Source organism: Reella acinonychis (assembly GCF_052384575.1).
Classification (GTDB): domain Bacteria; phylum Pseudomonadota; class Gammaproteobacteria; order Enterobacterales; family Pasteurellaceae; genus JBQSUQ01.
This window is the reverse complement of the sequence record NZ_JBQSUQ010000019.1, coordinates 1-24,425: the sequence shown is the minus strand read 5'-3', so window position 1 is coordinate 24,425 and position 24,425 is coordinate 1. Positions and strand designations below refer to the sequence as shown.

The following is a 24,425-nucleotide window of genomic DNA, read 5'->3' as shown; positions in this document are numbered from 1 at the left end:
GTTGTACCTAAATGTTACACATATGATCGTTATCAATGAAGTTCTGATTCATGTCAAAAGCCGGTTTGGCTTGCGTATCTTTGCTAATAATGCGCGCAGGCACACCTGCAGCGGTTGCATATTCAGGGATAGGTTGTAATACAACGGAATTAGCACCGATTTTAGCGTATTTCCCCACTTCGATATTACCGAGAATTTTTGCTCCAGCACCGATCATCACACCTTCACGAATTTTCGGATGGCGATCGCCACATTCTTTGCCCGTTCCCCCTAGAGTAACGCCCTGTAAGATGGAAACATCATTTTCTATCACCGCAGTTTCACCCACCACAATTGCGGTCGCGTGGTCGAACATAATGCCACAACCAATGCGAGCCGCAGGGTGAATATCCACATCAAAGGCGACAGAAATTTGGTTTTGCAGATAAATAGCAAGAGATTGTCGCTTTTGTTGCCACAAATAATGGGTAATGCGGTAACTTTGAATAGCGTGGAAACCTTTGAGATAGAGCAATGGTGTTGACCACAGCTCGACGGCTGGGTCGCGTTGGCGCACAGCGTTAATATCTGCCGCCGCACTTTCAATAATGCTCGGATCATCTTGATAAGCGTCTTCGATAATTTCACGCAGACTAATGGCTGGCATGGTGGTGGTCGCGAGTTTATTGGCCAAAATATAGCTCAATGCACTGCCCAAATCTTTATGTTTTAGAATCGTGGAGTGGAAAAAGCTCGCAAGCATAGGCTCTTGTTCAACTAATTCTTTCGCTTCTGTCCGAATTTTATGCCAAACTTGATTTAACATTGCGTCCTCCTATTCGCCTTTCTTTTCACGTCCTAATAAGGTACTTGCCGCGTCTTGTGCATTTTTGCCATGGAATAACACGTGGTACATTTGCTCTGTAATCGGCATTTCGATGCCTTGACGTTGTGCTAACACAAAGGTTTCTTTTGTATTATAAAAACCTTCGACTACTTGCCCGATTTCTTCCATGGCTTGTTCGGTATGAATACCTTGTCCCAACATCATACCGAAGCGGCGGTTGCGAGATTGATTGTCCGTACAGGTTAAGACTAAATCGCCTAATCCTGACATTCCCATAAAAGTTGTTGGGTTAGCACCCAAAGAAGCACCAAGACGACTGATTTCTGCTAAACCTCGTGTGATTAATGCAGTACGTGCATTGGCACCAAAGCCCATGCCGTCGGACATGCCTGCGGCAATGGCGATCACATTTTTGATTGCACCCCCTAATTGCACGCCGATCATGTCTTGGTTTAAATAAACGCGGAAATGTTTACTGCAATGGATTCTTGCTTGAAATTCTTGTGCAAATTCAGTGTTATTTGCCGCAAGGGCAATTGCTGTTGGTAAACCAGCGGCTAATTCTTTGGCGAAAGTAGGGCCAGATAAAACAGCAAGAGGGTAATCGTTTCCTAATTTTTCGGTGACGACCTCTTGTAATAGACGCCCGGTATCACGTTCTAAGCCTTTTGTCGCCCAAGCAATACGATGATGAGACAATAAGTGCGGTTTAATTTGGTCGATTATTTCAGCGAACACATGGCTGGGTACAACAATGAGTAAATCTCGTGATTTTTGCACCGCAGTTTTTAGGTCTGCCTCAATATGTAATGCGTCTGGGAATCGAATATCTGGCAGAAAGCGGGCATTTTGACGCTCAACAGCAAGTTGTTGGCAATGTTCGGGATTATGTCCCCAAAGATAAGTGGGGAAACCGTTACGAGAAAAAGCAATCGCCAGTGAAGTGCCATAAGAACCAGCACCAAGTACGGTAATTGGTGTTTGCGCCGTCATAAAATGCTCCTGGAAAAAAGCCTCTCAATTTGAGAGGCCTGTTAAGATTTAATGTGTGGTTTCTTGCTGTTCTTCTTTCGCCTCTTCTTCTTCGATTCGGCGTAAGTGCTCCATAAACAATGCATCAAAGTTAACTGGTGCAAGGTTTAATGGTGGGAAAGTTCCGCGATTTACTAAGCTAGAAATTAATTCACGCGCATAAGGGAAAAGCATATTTGGGCATTGTGATGTTAAGCAATGCGCCATTTGCATATCTTCTAAGCCACTGATAGTGAATACGCCTGCTTGTTTTACTTCGCAAATAAATGCTACATCGCCACTGTCTTCTAAAGTGGTTTCAGCAGAAATATTTAAAGTTACTTCGTATAAATCGTCGTCTAATTGTTTTGCTTCGGTGCTGAGATCAAAACTTAAATTTGGTTTCCATTCTTGTTGGAAAATTTGCGGTAAATTGGGTGCTTCAAATGACACATCTTTTACATAAATACGTTGAATTTGGAAAACCACTTCTGGTTGCTCAACGGGTTTATTTTCTTCAGTCATAGACAATCCTTATTTTTCTAATGGTAAGTTTGCTCCGTTCCAGCCAGCAATACCTTCTTGTAATACATGTACTTGGCTAAAACCTTGTTTGGCTAAAATTTCTGCTGATGTGCGTGCATTCATACCTGTTGCACAAACTAAAATCACAGCCTTGTCTTTGTGTTGTTCTAATTTACCTAAATTGTGATTTTTAATATCTGTCGGTAAGAAATGTTGGCTATGAATAATGTGACCACGTTTGAATTCGTCAATGCTACGCAAATCAATAATAACCGCATCTTGATTATTCATTAATGCTACGGCTTGTGAGTTAGAAATGATTTTAACTTTACTTAATGCGGTTTTTACGAAAACGTAAATGGTCGCACCAAAAATAGCGAACCAAGCCGCTACAAGTAAGGTATGGTTTTTGGCAAATTGGATTGCCAAGGGCATAAATTCTTCCATGTTGTTCTCAAAATAAGTGAATAAAATAGGTGTTAAGTATAACCGACTTTCTTCGTCTTGCAAAAATTAATTTAGTTTCGATCTGCTATGCTGTAAGCCAAAAGGTAACAGGACCATCATTGGTTAAACTCACTTGCATATCCGCGGCAAATTGCCCACTAGAAACGGTAATTTTTTCACCGCACTTTTGCACAAAATAATCATAAAGTTGTTCGGCAACTTGGGGTGATGCGCCTTTGGAAAAACTTGGACGTAAACCGCGTTCTGTATCCGCTACTAAGGTAAATTGAGAAACCACTAGAACTGCACCGCCTGCTTGTTGTACATTCAAATTCATTTTGCCATTTTCATCGCTAAATACACGATAATGCAGGACTTTTTCTAGCAATTTGTCAGCTTTTTGTCGATCGTCTTCTTTTTCCACGCCCAGTAAAACAAGCAACCCTTTGCCAATTTCACCTACTGTTTTTCCTTCAACATCTACCTTCGCTTGCGTTACACGTTGAATTAATCCAATCATTCTTTATGTTCCTTAATTTCTTGTAAGTTTAATTCGCCCAATTTAATTAATCTCATATCGCCTAATACGGCGGATAACTGAGCACCAAGTAACACAAAAATCCAACTTAATTGGAACCATAATAACATAATCGGTAAGGTTGCCATGGCGCCATAAATCAGTTGATAAGACGGGAAAGTTGCGATGTACCAAGTGAATGCTTTTTTGCCTAAAGTAAAGAAGATTGCTGCAACTAAAGCGCCTGCTGCTGCGTGTTTCATATAGACTTTTTGGTTGGGTACCAACATATAAATTAAAGTAAAACTTAACCAAGTAATAAAAAATGGCACCAAACTAAGTACTTTTAAACCAAAGGGCAGATTGATCTCGTTATCAAACAGTTCAAAGGAAGACACATAGGTTGAGATAGCAATGCTTGCACCAATGAAAATAGGTCCCAATGTCAGAATTGTCCAATAAATCGCAAAAGAAAACACCGCACTTCGATTTTTAGCATTCCAAATATCATTTAAGGTGCGATCAATTGAATTAATCAACATCAATGCGACTAAAATTAAACTGACGATCCCAATGGCGCTCATTTGTTTAGAGTTATGCACAAACTCATCAATATATTGCCCAACGACACCGCTCGCTGCTGGGGCAAAGTTATCAAAAATGAGTTCTTTTAAGGAACTGGTCATTTCATTGAACATGGGAAACGCAGAAAAAATGGCAAAAATTACCATGACCAATGGCACAATCGCGAGCATGGTGCTGTAAGTGAGTGAACCTGCTGCTTGTGTCAGTTTGTTTTGCTGGAATCGCTGCCAAAATACGTTTAAGAACAATAAAGGTGCGGTGAAAAACGAGGTGTTTTTGCTCATAAATAACCTCCACAACAATGTTTAAATTTTTTGCCTGAACCACATAAGCAAGCTTGCTTCATTGTGGGCAAGGGAACGGTTGGATCAACAAAATACCAGCGTTGATCAATTTGCACAAAAAGCGAATGTTCGTGATGGGTTTGCTCGCCATTTTCGGCGGCAAAAAAAGCGTTAAATTCCACCGCACTATGCTGTTTGGATAACTGTTGTTGTGCGACAATTTGTAAACCTAGCCATTGGGTTTGCTCTGCCCATTGTTGTAAAGCGGCTTGATCTAATAAGCATTGTTGAGAAGGCGCAGTGGTTTGCACAATGTAATCAATGTTTTTTAATGCATAAGCAGCATAGCGAGAACGCATTAATTGTTCCGCCATTGAGGGAAATTGTTGCTGTAAATGATAAGGTTGGCAACATTCTGAATAAGATTGACCTGATTGGCAAGGGCATTTCATCGTCATACATCTTCCATCCATTTAAACCTTTGTAGCATAACATAAGCGCAGAAAATTGAAAGTTGCTTAGGGGTAGGCTACAATTCGCTATTATTTTTATTGCGAGAACATCTATGTTAGATATTGTACTTTACGAACCTGAAATTCCACAAAATACAGGAAATATTATTCGCCTATGTGCCAATACAGGTTTTCGTTTGCATTTAATTGAACCTCTTGGTTTTACTTGGGATGACAAAAGATTACGCCGCTCAGGCTTGGATTATCATGAATTTGTTAACATCAAAAAACATAAAACATTTGAACAATTCCTTGAAAATGAAAAGCCAACTCGTCTTTTTGCCATGACAACGAAAGGTCGCCCTGCACATAGTCAAGTACAGTTTGAGCAAGGTGATTATTTAATGTTTGGACCAGAAAGCCGCGGTATTCCAATGTCAATTTTGGATACCTTGCCTATGGAACAGAAAATTCGCATTCCAATGGCAGAAAATAGTCGTAGTATGAATTTATCCAATTCTGTTGCCGTTGCCGTATATGAAGCTTGGCGACAATTTGGCTACCAGGGTGCAGTGAATTTAGCGCCTTAAGAAAGGCATAAAAAATGCGGTGAAAATCTCATTATTTTCACCGCAGTATTTGAGAGGAACTCAATCCTCTTTTTATTCTAAACCTACCTTATTTCGCGTCCCTAATCACGATAAGGCGATGACCATTATAGATAAAAAATCCCTGCTGTAAATTCAAATAGTGTAAAAGAAGTGTAAAGATCTTGGCTAGATATTCGTCGAATATCGGAATTCTTTTGGGGTTTTGTTGTATTCTTTTTTAAAGACAGCATAGAAGTATTGTAATGAGGGATAGCCACAAATCTCGGATATTTCCTGAGTTGAAATATCTGTGTGTTGCAATAGTTGTTTAGCTCGATTTAATTTTTCTTCATGAATAACTTGATGGATGGTTTTATCCATTTCTAATTTAAAACGTTGCTCTAAATTCGAGCGGGAAATACGTAAGTGATCTAGTACTTGTTCTGTTTTTATGCCTTGACAAGCTCGATGTCGGATAAAATGCATTGCTTGAATAACAAGGGGGTCTTGTAAAGAACGATAATCTGTCGAGCGCCGTTCCTCTACTTTTACAGGAGGAACAAGGATTGGGGTATGAGATATTTGCTGGCCATTTAAGTAACGATGTAATAACTTGGCGGCTTGATAACCTATCTGAGTTGTACCTTGAACCACAGAAGATAAAGATACCCGAGAAAGATATTGGATTAATTCTTCGTTATCAATACCAATAATACATATCTCGTCAGGAACAGCAATTTTGAGGTGTTCACAGGCTTGTAGTAAATGTCTTGCCCTGGCATCTGTTACTGCAATAATCCCCGTATGTTTAGGTAATGTTTTTATCCAATCGCAGAGTTTTGTTTGGGATTCAGCCCAATTATCAGCTTGCGTTTTGTCTCCTAAATAGTAGCGTGGCTGATGTTCGTTATTTTCCATGATCTGAATAAATGCATTTTTTCTTTCAACTGCCCAATGCTTTTGATTTTCTGTTGGATAGCCGTAAAAAGCAAAATGACTTAATCCTTTTTGTTTTAAATGTAAGAATGCGGTATGGACTAGTTCGTAATTATCTGTTGCCACATAAGGTAGATGAGGATAATCATCAGTATTTTGATAGGATCCTCCCACAGCAATGGTGGGAATCGACATATTATGTAATAGTTTGGCTGTTTCTATATCGTCAAAATCAGCAATAATACCATCAATAGAGAGATTTTTTATCTCATCTTTATGGTAAGTAAAGTCATCTTCCATGAATATATCCCAATTGCATTGAGACGCTTGAATATACTGTCCGATACCTTCAATAACGCCACGATCATAGATTTTATTAGCATTAAATAGTAAGGCGACTTTATAGTATTGTTCTGGCATTTTTACCTCCTATGTTGAAGATAACTATAAGATAAAAAAGCAGGTTTGGCAAAATTGTGAAAAATGCACCGCAGTTTTTATGCTGTGGTGCATTTGATGTGGAATAAAGGGAGGGCTAAGCTTTTTTCTTACTCATGGTATCCATCCAAACAGCTAAAAGTAGAATGCTGCCTTTAACGATATATTGCCAGAATGTTGGGACGTCTAACATACTCATTCCGTTATCAAGTAGGGCGATGATGAATGCGCCTATTACAACGCCATAAATTGTACCTATACCTCCAGCCAAACTTGCCCCACCAATAACACAAGCTGCGATCGCATCTAATTCTGCATTTTGTCCTGCAGATGGTGCGCCAGCCCCTAATCGAGCACTTAAAATAAGACCTGCGATAGCGACAAGTAATCCATTGATTGCAAATATGGTAAGTTTTGCTTTCTCAACTTTAATGCCAGATAAACGGGCAGCGTCAATGTTGCCACCAATAGCATAGATATGACGACCAAATGCAGTTTTTCTTGCAATAAATGTACCAATTACAGTGAGGAATGCGAGCACTAATACTGGGAATGGCACACCACGATAATTATTTAATAAATAAATGGCGCCTAATAAGAGAATTGCTACAACAGCATATTTTAATGTGTCTTTGCTAATTGATGGCACATTCAGATTGAGGTTTTGTCTCGCTTTGCGTTGATAACTTCCCCAACTGATAAAACAAAAGACTGCGATAACACCAATAATCATTCCTGTTATATCAGTTAAATACCCTTGCCCAATAGATGCCATTTCTGAACTTATAGGTGAAACTGTTGTTCCGTTGGTTAAACCGATTAAAATTCCTCTAAAAGCAAGCATACCAGCTAAGGTTACGATAAATGAAGGGACTTTCTGATAAGCAACCCACCATCCATTCCATGCGCCAAGCATTAATCCGAGAGATAATGTCACAATAATTGTGAGTGGTAGTGGCCAATTCCACCAAACATTTGTGATAGCTGCAAATCCCCCTAATAACCCCATCAAAGAGCCAACGGATAAGTCAATTTCTGCTGAAATAATGATAAATACCATCCCAATTGCCAGAATTCCAGTAATGGATGTTTGACGCAGTAGGTTAGATATATTTCGTGCACTTAAGTAAGCCCCATCAGTTGCAAAAGAGAAAAACAGCATAATGACAACAATAGCCATCAACATGATGTAAACTTGTAAATTAATATTTTTTAATTTATTCATAGGTTACTCCTTAAGTGCCGCTTCCATAACTTGCTCTTGAGTTAAATGATCATTTATAAGATCCGCTTTAATTTTTCCTTGGTGCATAACGAGTACGCGATCGCTTATCCCTAAAACTTCTGGTAATTCAGATGATATGACAATGATTGCTATTCCTTGCTGAGCTAGTTGATTGATTAACTTATAAATCTCATATTTAGCACCAACATCAATGCCTCTTGTTGGTTCATCTAAAATTAATATTTTAGGATTGAGTAATAAACATTTGGCTAAAATAGCTTTTTGTTGATTACCGCCACTTAAACGACCAATTGCAAGTTCAGGTGAAGATGTTTTTACTTTTAATTTAGCTATTGATTGGTTAATAATGGTTTCTTCTAAGGGTTCATTTATTACTTTTTTATTAAAGCAAAATTGAGATAACGAGGATAAAGTAATATTTTTTCCTACACCCATTATTGGAATGATGCCATGTTTTTTTCGATCTTCTGGTACCATTACAATGCCATTTTCAATAGCGTGAGGACAATTTCTAATTTTTACCGGTTTGTTATGAATGAAAATCTGTCCTTCGGCTTTTCCTTGATAAGACCCAAAAATACATTGTGCCATTTCCGTTCGACCTGAACCTACAAGCCCTGCAACCCCTAAAATTTCTCCTTTTTTTAAGTTAAAGCTTGCATTATCAACACGTTTGATATGTGTATTTGTTGGGTGCCAAGCAGTTAAGTTTTCTATACGCAAGATTTCTTCGCCAATTGGATGAGGCTCATGAGGATAGAGAGAAGTTATTTCACGTCCAACCATCATTGTAATAATATCGTCTTCCGTCATGCCTTTCGCTGGTAAGGTTCCTATGTGTTCGCCATCACGAATAACGCAGATATTATCTGAAATTGCTTTTACTTCATTGAGTTTATGTGAAATGTAAATACAAGCAATATTATGTGCTTGTAAGTCTTTAATTAAATTCAATAGAATGGCAGTTTCTTTTTCTGTCAATGAAGCGGTAGGTTCATCTAAAATAAGCAACCGCACTTTTTTATTTAAGGCTTTAGCAATTTCAACTAATTGTTGTTGTCCTAAACCTAATTCACCGACTTTTGTATTAGGGTCTACATCCAACTGCACTTGTTGTAATAATGTTTTACAGCGTAGATACATTGCATTATCGTCAGCAAGACCAAATTTTACGGTTTCATTGCCGAGAAACATATTTTCAAGAATCGACATGTTTTTTACTAAAGTTAATTCTTGATGAATAATTGAAATGCCTTTTTCTTCCGTATCTTTAATGTTTTTAGCAATAAGCTTTTCATCAGAGAAATAAATTTCTCCTTCGTAATCACCGAATGGGTAAATACCACATAATACCTTCATTAAGGTCGACTTGCCCGATCCATTTTCTCCACAAAGAGAAAGAACCTCGCCCATTTCTAGCGAAATAGAAATATCATTTAATGCAACGACATCACCAAATTTTTTAGTGATATTTCTCATTTCTAGTAATTTCGCCATAATTGACTCCCTTTTAAAGATGGCAGAAATATTTTCTGCCATCTATGCTGAGTAAAGAGGATTATTTATAAATTGCTTCTTTTTTGTGGAAACCATCTTTAATAACAGTTTCTTCAATATTGTCTTTTGTGACTACGACAGGTTCTAATAAATAAGCTGGTACGTCTTTTAAGCCATTATTTAATGTTGAGTTATTTTCAACTTTTTGATCTTTACCCAGCTCAATTGCAATTTCTGCTGCTTTATCAGCCAAATTAGTAATTGGTTTATAAACAGTCATTGTTTGTGAACCATCAATAATGCGTTTGATTGCAGCTAAATCTGCATCTTGTCCTGAAATCGCCACTTTTCCTGCTAATCCTTGAGCGCTTAATGCTTGAATTGCACCACCAGCAGTTGCGTCGTTCGAAGCAACAACCGCATCAATGTTATTTTTATTTGCAGTAAGCGCATTTTCCATAATTTGAAGAGCTTTTTCAGCTAACCATGAATCAACCCATTGATCGCCAACTACTTTTACTTTGCCACTATCAATATGTGGTTGTAACACTTTCATTTGTCCTTTACGGAATAATTTGGCGTTATTATCAACAGGTGAACCTCCCATTAAGAAATAATTACCTTCAGGTTTTTTATCAATAATGCTCTGTGCTTGTAATTCGCCTACTTTTTCATTATCGAAAGAAACATAAAAATCAATATCTGCATTATTAATTAATCGGTCATAGGCTAAGACTTTAACACCTTCTTTCTTCGCTTCAGCGATAACATTAGTTAACACTTCTCCATTAAATGGAATAATGACCAGCACATCTACATCCTTATTTAACATGTTTTCAATTTGAGAAATTTGTGCTGTGGCATCACCATTTGCAGATTGTACAAATACTTTAGCGCCTAATGATTCAGCTTTTTTAACGAAAATATCACGATCTTTTTGCCAACGTTCTAAACGTAAATCATCAATGGACATTCCAATTTTTAGATCTTTAGCTACAGCTGTGTTACCAAAAACCATAAGAGCGGCAGTTATAGCCAATAATGTTGATTTAATTTTCATATGACACCTCAATGAGTTGAATAAGTGATATTTAGAGTAAGGTTTAATTTACTCATTGGTAGTTTGAGGATATTAAGAACAGAGCGCAATTATCAGATCTCGTAATGCTATTATGTTTTTTGTTTTTTGTGACTTAGTACACAATAACGAATAATCTCAATAGAAAAGTGAAATAACGTAATTGAGAGTTAATGTGATTTTTATCATTATGCTATCGACTCTATCGTCTTAGTTCAAACTTGTAGGAGAAAGCATCATGTCTAATTATTTTGAGAAGATTGAAAAAATTCAGTATGAAGGAGCGCATTCTAAAAATCCTTTTGCTTTTAAACATTACAACCCCGATGAAATTATTTTAGGAAAAACAATGGCTGAACATTTACGTTTAGCAGTTTGTTATTGGCATACATTCTGTTGGACAGGAAATGATATGTTTGGCGTAGGATCATTAGATCGTAGTTGGCAGAAAACAGGTGATTTGCTAGCGGGGGCAAAACAAAAAGCAGATATTGCATTTGAATTTTTTAGCAAATTAGGTGTGCCTTTTTATTGTTTCCATGATGTAGATGTTGCCCCCGAAGGAAATTCGTTTAAAGAATACCTAACTAATTTCAATACCATGGTTGATATCCTTGAGCAAAAACAAGCAGATACAGGAGTGAAACTATTATGGGGAACGGCGAATTGCTTTACTAATCCTCGCTATATGTCTGGTGCTTCGACGAATCCAAATCCTGAAGTTTTTGCTTGGGCAGCAGCACAAGTATTTACTGCAATGAATGCAACAAAACGTTTAGGTGGTGAGAACTATGTATTATGGGGTGGGCGAGAAGGGTATGAAACCTTATTAAATACGGATTTAAAACGTGAACGTGAGCAAATTGGCAGCTTTATGCAAATGGTTGTGGAGCATAAGCATAAAATTGGTTTTAAAGGTACATTATTAATTGAACCAAAACCACAGGAACCAACGAAACACCAATATGATTATGATGTAGCTACTGTATATGGTTTCTTAAAACAATTTGGGTTAGAGAACGAAATTAAAGTTAATATTGAGGCAAACCACGCTACATTAGCTGGTCATACATTCCAACATGAAATTGCAACAGCTGCGTCATTAGATATTTTCGGATCGATTGATGCCAATAGAGGCGATCCTCAATTGGGGTGGGATACGGATCAATTCCCAAATAGTGTGGAAGAAAATACGCTTGTTATGTATGAAATCTTAAAAGCTGGTGGATTTAAAACAGGTGGTTTTAATTTTGATGCGAAAATTAGACGTCAAAGTACAGATCCTTATGACTTATTCCATGGACATATTGGTGCGATGGACGTGCTTGCTCTATCCTTAAAACGTGCAGCTAAAATGTTGGAAGAGCAAGTATTACAACAAGTTGTTGAGCAACGTTATGCTGGATGGAATAATGAATTTGGTCAACAAATTTTGTCAGGTAATGCTTCTTTAGAAAGTCTAGCAAAATGGGTTGAAACTCAAGGTGTTGATCCTAAACCAGTTTCTGGTCAACAAGAATATCTCGAGAATCTAGTAAATCAATATATTTTTAATCACTAGGCATAAAGTGCGGTATAATTTCTAACAATTTTATACTGCACTTTTCATTTGGAGGAGAAAATGTATATTGGGATTGATTGCGGTACGCAAGGGACAAAGGCGATTGTTGTTGATAGCCAAAACAAAAAGGTGATTGGTGTGGGGTATGCCGCGCATCAGTTAATTGAACAGAGTAATGGGCGGCGTGAACAACAGCCACAATGGTGGGTTGATGCCTTAATTAGTGCATTGCGTGATGCCATAAAAATGGCAAAAATTGAACCGCACTTGATTAAAGGCATCGGAGTTTCTGGGCAGCAACATGGATTGGTTATGTTAGATGAGCATGATCAGCCTTTGTATAATGCAAAATTATGGTGTGATACGGAAACAGCGCAAGAGAATCAAGAATTCATCGATTTATTGGGCGGTCAGCAACAGGCATTTGCTGAATTAGGTATTATGCCTCAAACGGGATATACCGCCTCTAAAATTTTATGGTTTAGAAAACATTATCCTGAACAATATCAACGTATTAGAAAAATTATGTTGCCGCATGATTACCTCAATTATTGGCTAACAGGTCATTTTTGTATGGAATATGGTGATGCCTCTGGTACGGGTTATTTTGATGTGATTCATCGTGTTTGGCATCATAAAGCCTTTGCCTTGTTAGCCCCTGAATTAGACGCTAATACGGTGTTGCCGACATTGGTGTCTGCTCAACAGAAAATAGGCACAGTGCGTCCTGAAATTGCCGCTTTACTTGGCTTATCTGACAATGTGATTGTTGCCACAGGTGGTGGTGATAATATGATGGGGGCGATTGGTACGGGTAATATTAAGCAAGGTATTGCCACCATGAGTTTGGGTACTTCGGGTACGCTTTATGCTTATACGGATCAGCCATTAACTGCATTGCCAATGGAAATTGCGAATTTTTGCTCGAGCAGTGGTGGGTGGTTACCATTAATTTGTGTGATGAATATGACCTCTGCCAATAAAAATATGATGGATTTATTACAAATAAATGTTCAACAATTTAATGAATTAATCCAGCAAAGCCCTATTGGTGCAGAGGGTATTTCAATTTTGCCTTTCTTTAACGGTGAGCGTGTGCCGGCTTTACCGCAAGCGAAAGCCAGTATTTTAGGACTTGATGCAGCGAACTTTACACAAGCCAATTTATGCAGAGCGATGATGGAAGCGGCGAGTTTTACTTTGCGTTATGGGTTAGATTTATTCCGTCAAGCTGGTTTATCGACTTCACAAATTCGCTTAATTGGTGGTGGTGCGAAAAGTGCGGTTTGGCGGCAGATGATTGCTGATATAATGAATGCTGAAGTGGTTTGCTTACAGGAAGAAGAGGCGGCAGCATTGGGTGGTGCTATTCAGGCAATGTGGGCAAATGGCGAAGCAGATTTGGAAACCCTATGTCGTGAATTCGTGCATTTAGATGAACAATCCAAGGTGCAACCTAACCCACAAAGTGCGGTGAAATACGAGGAAGTTTATCAGCGTTATCTAGGCTATCTAAAACAATATTATTAACATGAATTAGGCTAAGTTTAACTTAGCCTATTTTTTCACCTTTCATTTTCCATTCCTATTTCATAAAAGTAGCACAAAAATCCACCGCACTTTTAGTTCATCGTTTGAGATTGATTTTCCCTACGCGTTTTATTTCGTGATATAGCTCACATAATCAGAAAAAACAGAGGCTACGAAGCAAATTTACATTGTGTATTCATATGGTTATGTTTAAATTCTACCATGTTTAATGTGACAGAGGATTTTTAAGATGGAACAAGTGAACAGTGCTTCGACTCCTCTTCCTCTCCTTGAAATGCAAGGTATTCAGAAACGTTTTGGTTCATTTTATGCCTTGCAGAATGTGGATTTATCCATTTATCGTGGCGAAATTCATGCGTTAATGGGGGAAAATGGAGCAGGCAAAAGTACGTTGATGAAGATTTTGGCAGGGGCTTATACCGCCACTGCTGGTGAGATTAAGATTGATGGACAGCCTTTCAATATTTCTTCGCCTAATGATGCGATTAAAGCAGGTATTACCTTGATTTATCAAGAAATTCATCTTTCCCCAAACCTGACTGTAGCAGAAAATATTTTTTTAGGGCGTGAAATCAAAAATTTCTTTGGTTTAGATCGTAAAACCATGGCAGAAGAAGCACAAAAAGTGCTCGATCGTTTAGGTGCGCAATTTCAATCCACGCAAAAAGTTTCTTCTTTAACCATTGCAGAGCAACAACAAGTTGAAATTGCACGCGCCTTACATCGTAATAGTCGCATTTTAGTCATGGATGAGCCAACAGCGGCACTTTCTTCGCGTGAAACCGAACGTTTGTTTGCGTTAGTGAAAAAATTACGCGATGAAGGTATGGCGATTATTTACATCAGTCATCGTATGGCGGAAATTTATGAATTAGCAGATCGTGTGAGTGTGCTACGTGATGGCAAATATGTGGGATCGCTCACGCGTGAGAATTTAGATTCATCCACCTTAGTGCAAATGATGGTGGGTCGTCCGCTAACAGATTTATTTAATAAAGAAAAAGTGCTTGCTGGCGAAGAAGTATTGCGAGTAGAAAATTTGTCCGATGGCAATAAAGTACAGGATGCTTCGTTAGTAGTGAGAGCGGGTGAAATTATTGGTTTATCTGGATTAGTTGGCGCAGGTCGCTCAGAGTTAGCCCATTTATTATTTGGGGTAAAACCTGCGACAAAAGGTAAAATTTACTTAAGTGGTGGTGAAATTAGTTTTAGTTCTCCACGAGATGCCATTGTTCATCATGTGGCATTACTACCTGAAAACCGCAAGGAAGAAGGGTTATTCCTTGATTTAAATATTTTAAAAAATGTCACTATGGCAACCATGGAACGCGATGCAACCATGATGGTGATCAACCAAGCAAAAGGCAAAGAAGCCACACAAGCTGCAATTGAAGGATTAAAAATGCGTGTGCCGAGTGCCAATGTGAATGTGAGTGGTTTATCAGGTGGTAACCAACAAAAAGTGTTACTTTCTCGTTGGGCAGCGATTAATCCAAAACTCTTTATTTTGGATGAACCAACAAGAGGCGTGGATGTTGGTGCGAAGAGTGAAATCTACCGCATGATGATCGAAATGGCGAAAAATGGCGTGGCAATTTTGATGATTTCCAGTGAATTACCTGAAATTGTGGGCATGAGCGATCGCGTTTATGTGATGCGAGAAGGCTATACCGTAGGCGAATTAACAGGTGATGATATTAATCAAGAGCGCATTATGGCATTTGCTTGTGGCGCGGAATAACTGAGCAGAATTCATATTTGAGGAGAAGTAAAATGGGAACAACACAACCAGAAAAAGCAGGATTTAAGAAAATGGCGCTGGCAGATAGCATGCAAGCCATGGGTATTCTGCCAATTTTAGTTTTAATTGTAATTGTCTTTTCATTTGTTGCACCAAACTTTATGACCGAAGCCAATATGATGAATATTACACGTCAAGCTTCTATTAATATTGTGTTGGCAGCAGGGATGACATTCGTTATTTTGACTGGGGGGATCGACCTTTCTGTTGGCTCAATATTAGGGGTAACTGCCGTTATTGGATTAGTCACTTCATTAAACCCTGCACTAGCAGAGTTTGCGGTACCTTTAGCCCTGTTAGCTGGTTTGGGGATGGGGATTTTCAACGGCCTATTAGTTGCCTTTGCTGGATTACCACCATTCATCGTTACGCTCGGTACTTACACCGCACTTCGTGGTGCAGCTTACCTTGTTGCAGATGGTACAACAGTGATTAACTCAAAAATTTCATTTAGTTGGATTGGTAATGGTTATCTAGGTTCAGTCCCTTGGTTAGTGATTATTGCTTTCGCGACCATCGCAATTTGTTGGTTTATCTTACGCCGCACCACATTAGGTACGCATATTTATGCAGTGGGCGGTAACTTACAAGCAGCACGTTTGACAGGTATCAAAGTGTCTGTGGTTTTAATCTTCGTTTATGCTACCAGTGGCCTATTATCAGGCTTAGGTGGGGTAATGAGTGCATCTCGTTTATACAGCGCCAATGGTAACCTTGGTGTCGGTTATGAACTCGATGCGATTGCAGCTGTTATTTTAGGTGGCACCAGCTTTGTGGGCGGTATCGGTACTATTACAGGTACGCTTATTGGAGCCTTGATTATCGCAACCTTAAATAATGGTATGACATTAATGGGCGTGTCTTATTTCTGGCAACTCGTTATTAAAGGTGGGGTAATCATCGTAGCTGTCTTAATCGATAAATACCGTACCCGTTCAGCTTAAACTTCACTTCAAACTTCAAAGAGGAGAAATTGTAATGAAATTAAAAACCTTAGCTGTATCTTTAATGTTAGCAGTGGCACCTTTTGCGCAAGCAAAAGAGTTAAAATCTATCGGTGTTACTGTAGGGGATCTTGCTAACCCATTCTTCGTGCAAATTGCTAAAGGTGCGGAGTTAAAAGCAAAAGAATTAGCTGGTGACAAAGTGAATGTGGTTTCTGTATCCAGTGGTTATGATTTAGGTCAACAAGTGGCTCAAATTGATAACTTTATTGCTGCGAAAACCGATATGATTATTTTAAATGCGGCGGATTCAAAAGGTATTGGGCCAGCAGTGCAACGTGCACGTGATGCAGGTGTTGTTGTGGTTGCAGTTGACGTAGCTGCGGATGGTGCAGATGCAACAGTAACTTCAAACAACTACCAAGCGGGTGAAATTGCGTGTCAAACTATCGTTGATAAATTAAATGGTAAAGGTAATGTTGTTATCATCAATGGACCACCAGTATCAGCAGTACAAGATCGTGTACAAGGTTGCCAAGATGTGTTTGCTAAACACGCTGACATCAAAGTGTTATCTCACAACCAAAATGCAAAAGGTAGTCGTGAGGGTGGTTTAGAAGTAATGACTTCATTATTAATCGCTCATCCGAAAATTGATGCGGTATTTGCTATCAATGACCCAACAGCAATTGGTGCAGATTTAGCGGCAAAACAAGCACAACGCAATGAATTCTTTATTCTTGGTGTAGATGGCTCGCCAGATGCTGAAGAAGCATTAAAACAAGATGGTACATTATTTATCGGTACACCAGCTCAAGATCCACAAGTGATGGCAGCTGAAGCGGTGAAAATCGGTTACGATATTTTACAAGGTAAACCTGCGCCAAAAGAGCCAGTGTTAATCCCCGTAAGCTTAATTAATCGTGACAATATCAAAGACTATAAAGGTTGGACTGTAAAATAATCGTCTGACACGAGGGACGGTTTATACCGTCCCTTCTTTCTTTTAAGCAATGAATAAATATGAGGTTGTTATGCGTATTGGTATTGATTTAGGTGGTACAAAAATTGAAGTGATCGCTCTGTCTAATGAAGGCGAAGAGTTATTTCGCAAACGAATTGCCACTCCGCGAGGTTCTTATCAGGAAACCTTATTAGCCATTAAAAGTTTAGTGGATGATTCTGAACAGGCAACGGGACAAACGGGGACGGTTGGTATTGGTATTCCTGGAACGGTCTCGCCTTTTAGCCACAAAGTCAAAAATGCCAACTCAGTGTGGTTAAATGGACAACCTTTAGATAAAGATTTGTGTACTCTATTAAATCGTGAAGTACGAGTGGCAAATGATGCTAACTGTATGACAGTTTCCGAGGCGGCAGATGGTGCTGGTGCAGGAAGTGCGGTGGTTTTAGCCTTAATTTTAGGCACTGGCTGTGGTTCGGGTATTGTGATTAATGGTAAGCCACATAATGGTGGTAACGGTATTGGCGGTGAATGGGGACATAATCCATTGCCTTGGCAAGATGAAGAAGAACAAGAAGTGAGCCGAAACAACCAATGCTATTGTGGCAAACATGGTTGTATTGAACAGTTTATTTCAGGCACAGGCTTATGTGATGACTACGAACGCCGTTCTGGAAAACGCCTCAAAGGTAATGAAATTTTAGCACTTTCTGAACAAGGTGATGAGTTAGCAGAACAATCTATTCAAGCCTACGAACGTCGATTAGCTAAATCCTTAGCAGCCTATGTCAATATGCTTGACCCTGATGTCATTGTCTTTGCTGGTGGTGTTTGCAACATTGATCGCCTCTATACAAACGTACCAAAATTAATGCCAAATTATATTTTTGGTAAAGAATTCAATACACCAATTAGAAAAGCAAAACATGGTGACTCGAGCGGTGTACGTGGTGCAGCTTGGTTGTGGCCGTTAGAAAAATAAGCAAAAATCCACCGCACTTTTCTGGTTAAGAGGCGCAATATGAAACGTTCTGAAATTAATCAAATCCTTAACGAAGCAAAAGCGCTTATGCAGCGTTATTGCTTCCATTTACCAAGTTTTGCACATTATCGCTTATCCGATTGGCAGCAAATCGATTTGTCTTCTCAGCAAGAGATCTTGGACGCCCGTCTTGGTTGGGATGTCACCGACTTTAATCTAAATAATTTCACTCAATTTGGCTTAGCCCTCTTTACGCTACGTAATCAGTCAAGCTTGAATAATAAGCCCTACGCTGAAAAAATTATGATGGTCAAAGAGGGGCAAATTACGCCAATGCATTACCATTGGAAGAAAATGGAAGACATCATTAATCGCGGTGGTGGCACCTTAGCCATTCGTTTATATAAGCGAGATGAACAAACCGACTTATTGGATGAGAAAACAGAAATTCAGGTGACTGTTGATGGTAAGCAATTAACGGTTCCTGCGGGTGAGGTTGTCAGATTAGCACCAGGGCAAAGTATTTGTTTACCTCAATTGCTATATCATAGTTTTTGGGCAGAAGGTGATACGGTATTAGCTGGAGAAGTATCAATGGCAAATGATGATTTGACCGATAATCGTTTTTTGGAACCTCTAGGACGTTTTTCTCAAATTGATGAAGATGAACCGCCAATGTATTTGTTATGCAGTGACTACTCAAATTATATAGGAGCTTAAAATGGCATTATTAAATTTACAATCAATACTTGCTGTTGCAAATAAACATAAATTTGCGGTTGGTGCATTTAATGCAATTGATTCTAACTTTGTTGATGCAGTTTTTTCTGCGGCTAAAGAGCAACAATCACCGGTTATTATTAATGTAGCTGAAGTTCATTTACCTTACCTTGATTTAGAATCGACAACGGAATATATCAAGAAAAAAGCGCAAGTAACAGGGGTGCCTGTTTGTTTAAATCTGGATCATGGTTTAACGTTTTCTACCATAGAACGTGCAATTAAATGTGGTTTTTCATCAATTATGTTTGATGGATCGCAATTAAGTTATGAAGAAAATATTGCTCATACGCGTAAGGTGGTCGAGTTATGTAAGAATTATGGTATTTCTGTTGAGGGAGAGTTAGGCGCAGTAGGTGGTGATGAAGGTGGTGCTTTAGAAAGTTGTGCTGATGAAGCGTTATATACCAAAGTTGATCAAGCAGTTGAATTTGTACAAGAAACAGGAATTGATGCTTTAGCGGTTGCTATTGGTAATACACATGGTAAATATAAAGGTGTTCCAAAATTAGATTTCCAACGCTTATCTCAAATTCACCAAGCAGTTTCAGTACCTTTGGTTTTACATGGCGGTTCAGGACTAAGTGTGGAAGATTTCCAAAAAACAATTCAACTTGGTATTTGTAAAATTAACTTTTTCACAGGTATGTCACAATCAGCTTTGCAATGCTTGGAAACGGTGATTAAAACTGCTGAGCTTGAGACCAAATATAATTACTATCCAATGATGATGGAAAATATGCGTAAAGCAATTAGTCATACCGTTGCGGAGCAAATGAATATATTTGGTAGTGTGAATAAGGCTAAGTTATATGACAATGCGTAATGGCATTATAGCGATTGGCAATTTATTAGTTGATCGCGCCTTAGTCATTTCTGATTACCCGAAAGAATCAATGTTAGCAACTATTTCCACAATGGAGCGCCATTGTGGAGGTGGTTGTACTAATGTATTGTTTAATTTGGCTAAACTTGATCCCCAGTTGCCTTTATATTTAGCTGGCGCAATAGGTAAAGATAGTGAAGGGCAGTTTATCTTGGAACAGGCGAGTCAACAAAATCTTAATATAGAAAATGTCGTTAAGTTTGATTTGCCCACCTCCTTTACAGACGTGATGATTAATTCACAAACAGGTGAACGCACATTTTTTCATTATATTGGCGCAATGGCTGAATATGGTGTAGAACAAATAGTGAATATTCAACCCTATGCAAAAATTGCACATATTGCTTATCTCCCTTTATTGCCTAAATTACGACAAATTACATTACTAAAACAAAGTTTAAACTACTTAAGACAACATGGTTTTCTTATTTCTATTGATTTGGTGTCTGTTTCAGATAAGCAGCTTTTTAATCAACAAATATTACCCATTCTTTCTGATATAGATTATCTGATCATTAATGATGTCGAAGCTAAATGGTTAACGAATTGTGAAGATAAAGAATCTAATGTAGCGTTATTGCAACAAATGGCACAGGATTTGATGGCGCGAGGTGTTAGAGAGACTGTGGTTGTGCACCATCCTAAATGGGCTGTCGCAGTAGATAAAAGCAATAAATTAGCGATACAACCTTCCTATTGGTTAGATAAAAGCCAAATTATTAGTACCTTAGGTGCCGGAGATGCTTTTTGTTCAGGAGTGTTGTATGGTTTACATCAACATCTTGATCTCCCTGATATTTTAAAATTAGGGCATGGGATGGCTTATTTCAACCTATTTTCATTATCAGCGACGGGCGGTGCAGTCGATTATACGAAACTACAAGCATTTATTCAGCAATCGGAATGATGTGAATTTTCGCTCATAAAATCTATGAAAAATCCACCGCACTTTTTTATTTCGTGCTAGTATAAGCCAACTTTTTAGCTTAAGAGGATAACAACATGGCTAATCACCCAACACCAGCGGAATTGCAGGCAGAAACCCGAGAAATTATTACAGATCTATTCAATGATGGCAGCGATCCTAACGCGCTTTATATTGTTGAGCATCATGTGGCGCATTATGATTTTGATAAATTAGAAAAAATCGCTGTGGATGCGTTTAAAGCGGGTTATGAGGTTTCTGAAGCGGAAGAATTTGAAGATGATAATGACAAGTTGTTATTCTGCTTTGATATTATTGCCGAGGTGGAATTAAAACCAGAAATTATTGATGCGCAACAAAAAGAACTCTTGCCATTGATTACTAAGCATGGTGGTTTATACGATGGTTGGGGCACTTATTTTGAAGATCCCAATGCAGACGAAGATGAATACGGCGATGATGGCGAATTCTTCGAAGATGAATTTGATGATGAAGAAGAACAAAAATAATTGAATTTTCACCGCACTTTTCGGTCAAAGGAACATCCGTAAAGTGCGGTGATTTTTTTAGGAGTTTTTTATGAAATATAAAGCATTGTGGTTATCCTTGTTGGCATTGCCTTGTTTTGCGCTCGCGACTGATACAGTGAAAGGTGATGAGCCAAAAAATACAGTGCGTTTTAGCGTTGAAGTGGAAAAAAATGTGCCTTTCGATGTATTACAAGTGAAATTGTTTGTGCAGGAAGAAAATGCGGATTTGAAAGCGTTACATAAAACAGTTTCCGATAAAGTGGCACAAGTGTTAGCAAAAATTAAAGCGCAATCAGCGGTTGAAATTAAAAGCAATAATCGTTATACCAATGTGAATTATAACGAAAAAGGGCGTAAAAATGGTTGGTTAGAGCGCGCAGAATTTGTGTTAGAAAGTAAAGATTTTTATGCCTTATCACAATTGATCGAAGAGGTTTCTGATGTGCTTTCTATTGAGAACATTGATTCTATTTTATCTGCGGAAGCGTTGGGTAAATTAGAAGATGATTTATCAAAAGAGGCGTTGGCTAAGTTCCGTCATAAAGCAGATTTAATCAAACAGTCATTACAAGCAAAAGAGTACCACATTTTATCTTTAGATATGCCAAGCTTAAATGAGCCTAATTATGATATGCGTTATAATCGTGCTATGCCTTATGCTGCGGTGTCAATGAGCAGTGAAAAAATGGCAGAGCCTGTGCGATTAGAGGGCGGTAAAGCCAGCGTGAAAGCGCGTGTGGATGCGCAAATTGAGTTAATTGAAAATTAGCTATTTGCGGTGATTTCCGCTAGAATGAACACACTTTTATTTTGAGGAGAATAATATGAAAGTAGCAAAAAATGTTGTGGTAAGCATTGCTTATCAAGTTCGTACAGAAGATGGTGTATTAGTGGATGAAGCACCTGTAAATCAACCGTTAGAATATCTCCAAGGTCATAATAATCTTGTGATTGGTTTGGAAAATGCGTTGGAAGGTAAAGCAGTTGGCGATAAATTTGAAGTGCGTGTTAAACCAGAAGAAGGTTATGGCGAATACAATGAAAATATGGTGCAACGTGTACCAAAAGAAGTGTTCCAAGGTGTTGATGAGTTAGAAGTGGGTATGCGTTTTATTGCGGATACAGATATGGGACCATTACCAGTGATCATCACAGAAGTAGGTGAAAGTGATGTTGTGGTGGACGGTAACCATATGTTAGCGGGTCAAGAACTTTTATTTAATGTAGAAGTTGTAGCAACACGTGAAGCAACCTTAGAAGAAATCGCACATGGTCATATCCACCAAGAAGGTGGTTGTTGTGGTCACCACCATCATGAAGATGAAGGTCATAGTTGCTGTGGCGGTGCACATCACCACCATCATCATGACCATAGACACGGTGGTTGCGGTTGTGGCGGACACCATTAATAAATCCTTCCATTAATTAGATAAAGCCGAAATGACATGCGTTATTTCGGCTTTAATTATGTTTATTTCAGTAATTTTTTGATCAAATTCTGAGTGAATAATATACTTTTTTCAAAAAAATTTATAATATTGCGTAGTTGTAAACTTAAGCGGAAATTTTTTATGAAAAAGACAAAACTAGCCCTAATACTTTCTAATATCTTCTTCCTATTGCAATTTGCCTATGCTGATATGTTTGCTGAAGGAACTGTGCTTGAAAAACCTGATAAGCCAATCATTGGTGATGCTTTAGCTGGTAAGCAAGCTGATTCTGGTGGATATTATAGTTTTGGCGATCTGTATATTGGTCCTGGACCTTCTGGGAAGGTCATAGTAAATAATGGTACGAAGTTAAAAACAGGTGAAATTCATGTTGGAAATAATGGAACAGGTGATGGTACATTAATAGTTGATGGTGCTGGTACAAAAATTGAAATTATTAATAATCGTTTAAATGTGGGAGGTTCATCTTCCAAAGGTACGCTTTATGTGACAAATGGTGCTGAATTAATCCAATCTAATGCTGTACATGATAATAATTATTTTGGATATGATACACCAAATGGGCCAGCACCCAAAACTGCTCGTATTTATGTTCAAGGTAAAGATTCAAAAATTACCTTAAATTTAGGACAACGAGGAATATCAACTTTAGACAGTGAAGTGTATTTAGAAGATGGTGGTACCCTTGAGATTAATGGTAAGTGGCAAGTATGGTTAGATAAAGTGTTTAATCGCAGTGGAAATTTGATTGTTCAAAAACCATTAATTGTTAGAAATTTACAAATAGGTAGTGATGATGGCACAAAAGGGGGAGCTGTTAATTTTGCAGAAGGTATCACTATATGGGCCAACTTAGTTGTAAATAAATTGGCTGAAGAAAAAATTATTTTGCCTCTCAATGGCGAATCCATATCTATTCAGCATAATGCTAATGAATCTCTGTTTTTGTTTAAAAATAGTGATAAAGCGATCACGACTGGATTGCTCAGAATCAATAAAGGCACAGTAGGTATTGAAGATCAAAATACGTTTGATAGTTTTAAAACTTCATACTTAATAGATTTAAAACCTAGTGCTACCTTCTCATTAACCAATATTGGAAAAACAGATCCCGCAGCTGTAGGTGCTACGGATGTTAAAGCAAAAAACTTTGAGCATTTAGGTATATTAGATTTAGCAGATGGTACCAATTCGCCGAAATTCACAGAATTTACTGTTGAAAATTATAAAGGTGGTGGTTTGCTTTTAGTGGATTCTTTATGGAATAAAGATACTCAAACTTCGGGTACGGATACCTTGCATATTAAAGGTAATATTAATCCAGATGGTATCACCACAGTAAAAACTAAAAATGGCATATGGGGCGATATTACACAAACCACAGAAGAGCAGTTCTTATCATTACCTGTTGTGAAGGTAGCGAGCGAACACGCAAATAATTTATTTGTTGGTAAATCCCCTACGCAAAACGGTGGCGAAGCGCAATTATTAAAAATCGGCAATGATTATTATTGGTCGTTAAAGGCAAGATTGCCAGACCCAGTAGTGCCAAATAAACCAGAGGTAACACCGGACAATCCACCGGTAGTGCCAAATAAACCAGAGGTAAAACCGAATA

25 protein-coding genes are annotated in these 24,425 nt (G+C 38.3%); 14 read left to right on the top strand and 11 right to left on the bottom strand.

Annotation, left to right across the window (positions count from 1 at the left end; translation table 11 throughout):
• Positions 1 to 7: 7 nt before the first annotated feature.
• The 7 genes from cysE to ACT2CV_RS09040 form a co-directional block, all read right to left on the bottom strand.
• Positions 8 to 805, bottom strand: coding sequence for a serine O-acetyltransferase (gene cysE / locus ACT2CV_RS09070; protein ID WP_464973363.1), 798 nt, complete (start codon positions 803 to 805; stop codon positions 8 to 10).
• A 9-nt stretch (positions 806 to 814) separates the two neighbouring features.
• Entirely contained in the window at positions 815 to 1,819 is a 1,005-nt protein-coding gene (gpsA, locus tag ACT2CV_RS09065; protein ID WP_464973364.1) for an NAD(P)H-dependent glycerol-3-phosphate dehydrogenase, read from the bottom strand.
• A gap of 48 nt (positions 1,820 to 1,867) precedes the next feature.
• Positions 1,868 to 2,362 (bottom strand): protein-export chaperone SecB, encoded by a 495-nt coding sequence (secB, locus tag ACT2CV_RS09060; protein WP_464973365.1) that lies wholly within the window; start codon positions 2,360 to 2,362, stop codon positions 1,868 to 1,870.
• Between the two features lie 9 nt (positions 2,363 to 2,371).
• Entirely contained in the window at positions 2,372 to 2,809 is a 438-nt protein-coding gene (locus ACT2CV_RS09055; RefSeq protein WP_464973366.1) for a rhodanese-like domain-containing protein, read from the bottom strand.
• Positions 2,810 to 2,894: 85 nt separating this feature from the next.
• Positions 2,895 to 3,329, bottom strand: coding sequence for a D-aminoacyl-tRNA deacylase (gene dtd, locus ACT2CV_RS09050; RefSeq protein ID WP_464973367.1), 435 nt, complete (start codon positions 3,327 to 3,329; stop codon positions 2,895 to 2,897).
• Entirely contained in the window at positions 3,326 to 4,195 is an 870-nt protein-coding gene (locus tag ACT2CV_RS09045) for a virulence factor BrkB family protein (RefSeq protein ID WP_464973368.1), read from the bottom strand. Before ACT2CV_RS09045 ends, dtd begins: the two co-directional genes overlap by 4 nt.
• Positions 4,192 to 4,653, bottom strand: a complete 462-nt coding sequence (locus ACT2CV_RS09040; protein ID WP_464973369.1) for a YchJ family protein — start codon at positions 4,651 to 4,653, stop codon at positions 4,192 to 4,194. The genes ACT2CV_RS09045 and ACT2CV_RS09040 overlap by 4 nt, the downstream gene beginning before the upstream one ends.
• Before the next feature lie 107 nt (positions 4,654 to 4,760).
• On the opposite strand from ACT2CV_RS09040, the gene trmL reads away from it, so the two are divergent.
• The gene (gene trmL, locus ACT2CV_RS09035) at positions 4,761 to 5,237 is read left to right on the top strand and encodes a tRNA (uridine(34)/cytosine(34)/5-carboxymethylaminomethyluridine(34)-2'-O)-methyltransferase TrmL (RefSeq protein ID WP_464973370.1); all 477 of its coding nucleotides are present in this window, start codon (positions 4,761 to 4,763) and stop codon (positions 5,235 to 5,237) included.
• Positions 5,238 to 5,423: 186 nt separating this feature from the next.
• On the opposite strand, the gene ACT2CV_RS09030 is transcribed toward trmL, so the two are convergent.
• The 4 genes from ACT2CV_RS09030 to xylF all read right to left on the bottom strand — a co-directional run bounded on the left by ACT2CV_RS09030 (position 5,424) and on the right by xylF (position 10,414).
• Entirely contained in the window at positions 5,424 to 6,593 is a 1,170-nt protein-coding gene (locus ACT2CV_RS09030) for a XylR family transcriptional regulator (RefSeq protein WP_464973371.1), read from the bottom strand.
• 115 nt (positions 6,594 to 6,708) lie between these two features.
• Positions 6,709 to 7,836 carry a sugar ABC transporter permease gene (locus ACT2CV_RS09025; protein ID WP_464973372.1) on the bottom strand — a complete coding sequence of 376 codons (1,128 nt, stop codon included), beginning with the start codon at positions 7,834 to 7,836 and terminating at the stop codon, positions 6,709 to 6,711.
• Between the two features lie 3 nt (positions 7,837 to 7,839).
• A complete protein-coding gene (gene xylG, locus ACT2CV_RS09020) occupies positions 7,840 to 9,354 on the bottom strand; it encodes a D-xylose ABC transporter ATP-binding protein (protein WP_464973373.1) in 1,515 nt (504 codons plus the stop codon).
• Between the two features lie 61 nt (positions 9,355 to 9,415).
• Entirely contained in the window at positions 9,416 to 10,414 is a 999-nt protein-coding gene (xylF, locus tag ACT2CV_RS09015; RefSeq protein WP_464973374.1) for a D-xylose ABC transporter substrate-binding protein, read from the bottom strand.
• 256 nt (positions 10,415 to 10,670) lie between these two features.
• Between xylF and xylA the strand changes: the two genes are divergently transcribed.
• The 13 genes from xylA to ACT2CV_RS08950 form a co-directional block, all read left to right on the top strand.
• Positions 10,671 to 11,993: a xylose isomerase gene (gene xylA / locus ACT2CV_RS09010; protein ID WP_464973375.1), complete on the top strand. Its 1,323-nt coding sequence runs from the start codon at positions 10,671 to 10,673 to the stop codon at positions 11,991 to 11,993.
• 60 nt (positions 11,994 to 12,053) lie between these two features.
• Complete coding sequence (gene xylB / locus ACT2CV_RS09005; protein ID WP_464973376.1) at positions 12,054 to 13,523, top strand: xylulokinase; 1,470 nt, start codon at positions 12,054 to 12,056, stop codon at positions 13,521 to 13,523.
• A gap of 250 nt (positions 13,524 to 13,773) precedes the next feature.
• A complete protein-coding gene (locus ACT2CV_RS09000; protein ID WP_464973377.1) occupies positions 13,774 to 15,285 on the top strand; it encodes a sugar ABC transporter ATP-binding protein in 1,512 nt (503 codons plus the stop codon).
• A 32-nt stretch (positions 15,286 to 15,317) separates the two neighbouring features.
• Complete coding sequence (locus ACT2CV_RS08995; RefSeq protein WP_464973378.1) at positions 15,318 to 16,289, top strand: ABC transporter permease subunit; 972 nt, start codon at positions 15,318 to 15,320, stop codon at positions 16,287 to 16,289.
• Positions 16,290 to 16,323: 34 nt separating this feature from the next.
• The gene (locus ACT2CV_RS08990; protein WP_464973379.1) at positions 16,324 to 17,253 is read left to right on the top strand and encodes an ABC transporter substrate-binding protein; all 930 of its coding nucleotides are present in this window, start codon (positions 16,324 to 16,326) and stop codon (positions 17,251 to 17,253) included.
• 70 nt (positions 17,254 to 17,323) lie between these two features.
• Positions 17,324 to 18,235, top strand: a complete 912-nt coding sequence (gene mak, locus ACT2CV_RS08985) for a fructokinase (protein ID WP_464973380.1) — start codon at positions 17,324 to 17,326, stop codon at positions 18,233 to 18,235.
• A gap of 39 nt (positions 18,236 to 18,274) precedes the next feature.
• Positions 18,275 to 18,955, top strand: a complete 681-nt coding sequence (locus tag ACT2CV_RS08980) for a D-lyxose/D-mannose family sugar isomerase (RefSeq protein ID WP_464973381.1) — start codon at positions 18,275 to 18,277, stop codon at positions 18,953 to 18,955.
• Position 18,956: 1 nt separating this feature from the next.
• Positions 18,957 to 19,841 (top strand): ketose 1,6-bisphosphate aldolase, encoded by an 885-nt coding sequence (locus ACT2CV_RS08975; protein WP_464973382.1) that lies wholly within the window; start codon positions 18,957 to 18,959, stop codon positions 19,839 to 19,841.
• The gene (locus ACT2CV_RS08970) at positions 19,828 to 20,808 is read left to right on the top strand and encodes a carbohydrate kinase family protein (RefSeq protein ID WP_464973383.1); all 981 of its coding nucleotides are present in this window, start codon (positions 19,828 to 19,830) and stop codon (positions 20,806 to 20,808) included. Before ACT2CV_RS08975 ends, ACT2CV_RS08970 begins: the two co-directional genes overlap by 14 nt.
• Before the next feature lie 95 nt (positions 20,809 to 20,903).
• Positions 20,904 to 21,335 carry a ribonuclease E inhibitor RraB gene (gene rraB / locus ACT2CV_RS08965; protein WP_464973384.1) on the top strand — a complete coding sequence of 144 codons (432 nt, stop codon included), beginning with the start codon at positions 20,904 to 20,906 and terminating at the stop codon, positions 21,333 to 21,335.
• 70 nt (positions 21,336 to 21,405) lie between these two features.
• Positions 21,406 to 22,125 (top strand): SIMPL domain-containing protein, encoded by a 720-nt coding sequence (locus ACT2CV_RS08960; RefSeq protein WP_464973385.1) that lies wholly within the window; start codon positions 21,406 to 21,408, stop codon positions 22,123 to 22,125.
• Positions 22,126 to 22,180: 55 nt separating this feature from the next.
• Complete coding sequence (gene slyD / locus ACT2CV_RS08955) at positions 22,181 to 22,765, top strand: peptidylprolyl isomerase (protein ID WP_464973386.1); 585 nt, start codon at positions 22,181 to 22,183, stop codon at positions 22,763 to 22,765.
• A 162-nt stretch (positions 22,766 to 22,927) separates the two neighbouring features.
• A partial coding sequence (locus ACT2CV_RS08950; RefSeq protein WP_464974062.1) for an autotransporter outer membrane beta-barrel domain-containing protein occupies positions 22,928 to 24,425 on the top strand: 1,498 nt, incomplete at its 3' end.

Excerpts from the sequence above, each read along its gene's own strand:
- xylF (WP_464973374.1), bottom strand. The coding sequence starts at position 10,414 with ATGAAAATTAAATCAACATTATTGGCTATAACTGCCGCTCTTATGGTT.
- cysE (WP_464973363.1), bottom strand. The coding sequence starts at position 805 with ATGTTAAATCAAGTTTGGCATAAAATTCGGACAGAAGCGAAAGAATTA.
- xylB (WP_464973376.1), top strand. The coding sequence starts at position 12,054 with ATGTATATTGGGATTGATTGCGGTACGCAAGGGACAAAGGCGATTGTT.
- ACT2CV_RS09040 (WP_464973369.1), bottom strand. The coding sequence starts at position 4,653 with ATGACGATGAAATGCCCTTGCCAATCAGGTCAATCTTATTCAGAATGT.
- slyD (WP_464973386.1), top strand. The coding sequence starts at position 22,181 with ATGAAAGTAGCAAAAAATGTTGTGGTAAGCATTGCTTATCAAGTTCGT.
- trmL (WP_464973370.1), top strand. The coding sequence starts at position 4,761 with ATGTTAGATATTGTACTTTACGAACCTGAAATTCCACAAAATACAGGA.
- ACT2CV_RS08960 (WP_464973385.1), top strand. The coding sequence starts at position 21,406 with ATGAAATATAAAGCATTGTGGTTATCCTTGTTGGCATTGCCTTGTTTT.
- ACT2CV_RS09045 (WP_464973368.1), bottom strand. The coding sequence starts at position 4,195 with ATGAGCAAAAACACCTCGTTTTTCACCGCACCTTTATTGTTCTTAAAC.
- ACT2CV_RS09000 (WP_464973377.1), top strand. The coding sequence starts at position 13,774 with ATGGAACAAGTGAACAGTGCTTCGACTCCTCTTCCTCTCCTTGAAATG.
- ACT2CV_RS08970 (WP_464973383.1), top strand. The coding sequence starts at position 19,828 with ATGACAATGCGTAATGGCATTATAGCGATTGGCAATTTATTAGTTGAT.
- ACT2CV_RS08975 (WP_464973382.1), top strand. The coding sequence starts at position 18,957 with ATGGCATTATTAAATTTACAATCAATACTTGCTGTTGCAAATAAACAT.
- ACT2CV_RS09055 (WP_464973366.1), bottom strand. The coding sequence starts at position 2,809 with ATGGAAGAATTTATGCCCTTGGCAATCCAATTTGCCAAAAACCATACC.
- ACT2CV_RS08980 (WP_464973381.1), top strand. The coding sequence starts at position 18,275 with ATGAAACGTTCTGAAATTAATCAAATCCTTAACGAAGCAAAAGCGCTT.
- ACT2CV_RS08995 (WP_464973378.1), top strand. The coding sequence starts at position 15,318 with ATGGGAACAACACAACCAGAAAAAGCAGGATTTAAGAAAATGGCGCTG.
- ACT2CV_RS09025 (WP_464973372.1), bottom strand. The coding sequence starts at position 7,836 with ATGAATAAATTAAAAAATATTAATTTACAAGTTTACATCATGTTGATG.
- secB (WP_464973365.1), bottom strand. The coding sequence starts at position 2,362 with ATGACTGAAGAAAATAAACCCGTTGAGCAACCAGAAGTGGTTTTCCAA.
- xylA (WP_464973375.1), top strand. The coding sequence starts at position 10,671 with ATGTCTAATTATTTTGAGAAGATTGAAAAAATTCAGTATGAAGGAGCG.
- dtd (WP_464973367.1), bottom strand. The coding sequence starts at position 3,329 with ATGATTGGATTAATTCAACGTGTAACGCAAGCGAAGGTAGATGTTGAA.
- ACT2CV_RS09030 (WP_464973371.1), bottom strand. The coding sequence starts at position 6,593 with ATGCCAGAACAATACTATAAAGTCGCCTTACTATTTAATGCTAATAAA.
- gpsA (WP_464973364.1), bottom strand. The coding sequence starts at position 1,819 with ATGACGGCGCAAACACCAATTACCGTACTTGGTGCTGGTTCTTATGGC.
- xylG (WP_464973373.1), bottom strand. The coding sequence starts at position 9,354 with ATGGCGAAATTACTAGAAATGAGAAATATCACTAAAAAATTTGGTGAT.
- ACT2CV_RS08990 (WP_464973379.1), top strand. The coding sequence starts at position 16,324 with ATGAAATTAAAAACCTTAGCTGTATCTTTAATGTTAGCAGTGGCACCT.
- rraB (WP_464973384.1), top strand. The coding sequence starts at position 20,904 with ATGGCTAATCACCCAACACCAGCGGAATTGCAGGCAGAAACCCGAGAA.
- mak (WP_464973380.1), top strand. The coding sequence starts at position 17,324 with ATGCGTATTGGTATTGATTTAGGTGGTACAAAAATTGAAGTGATCGCT.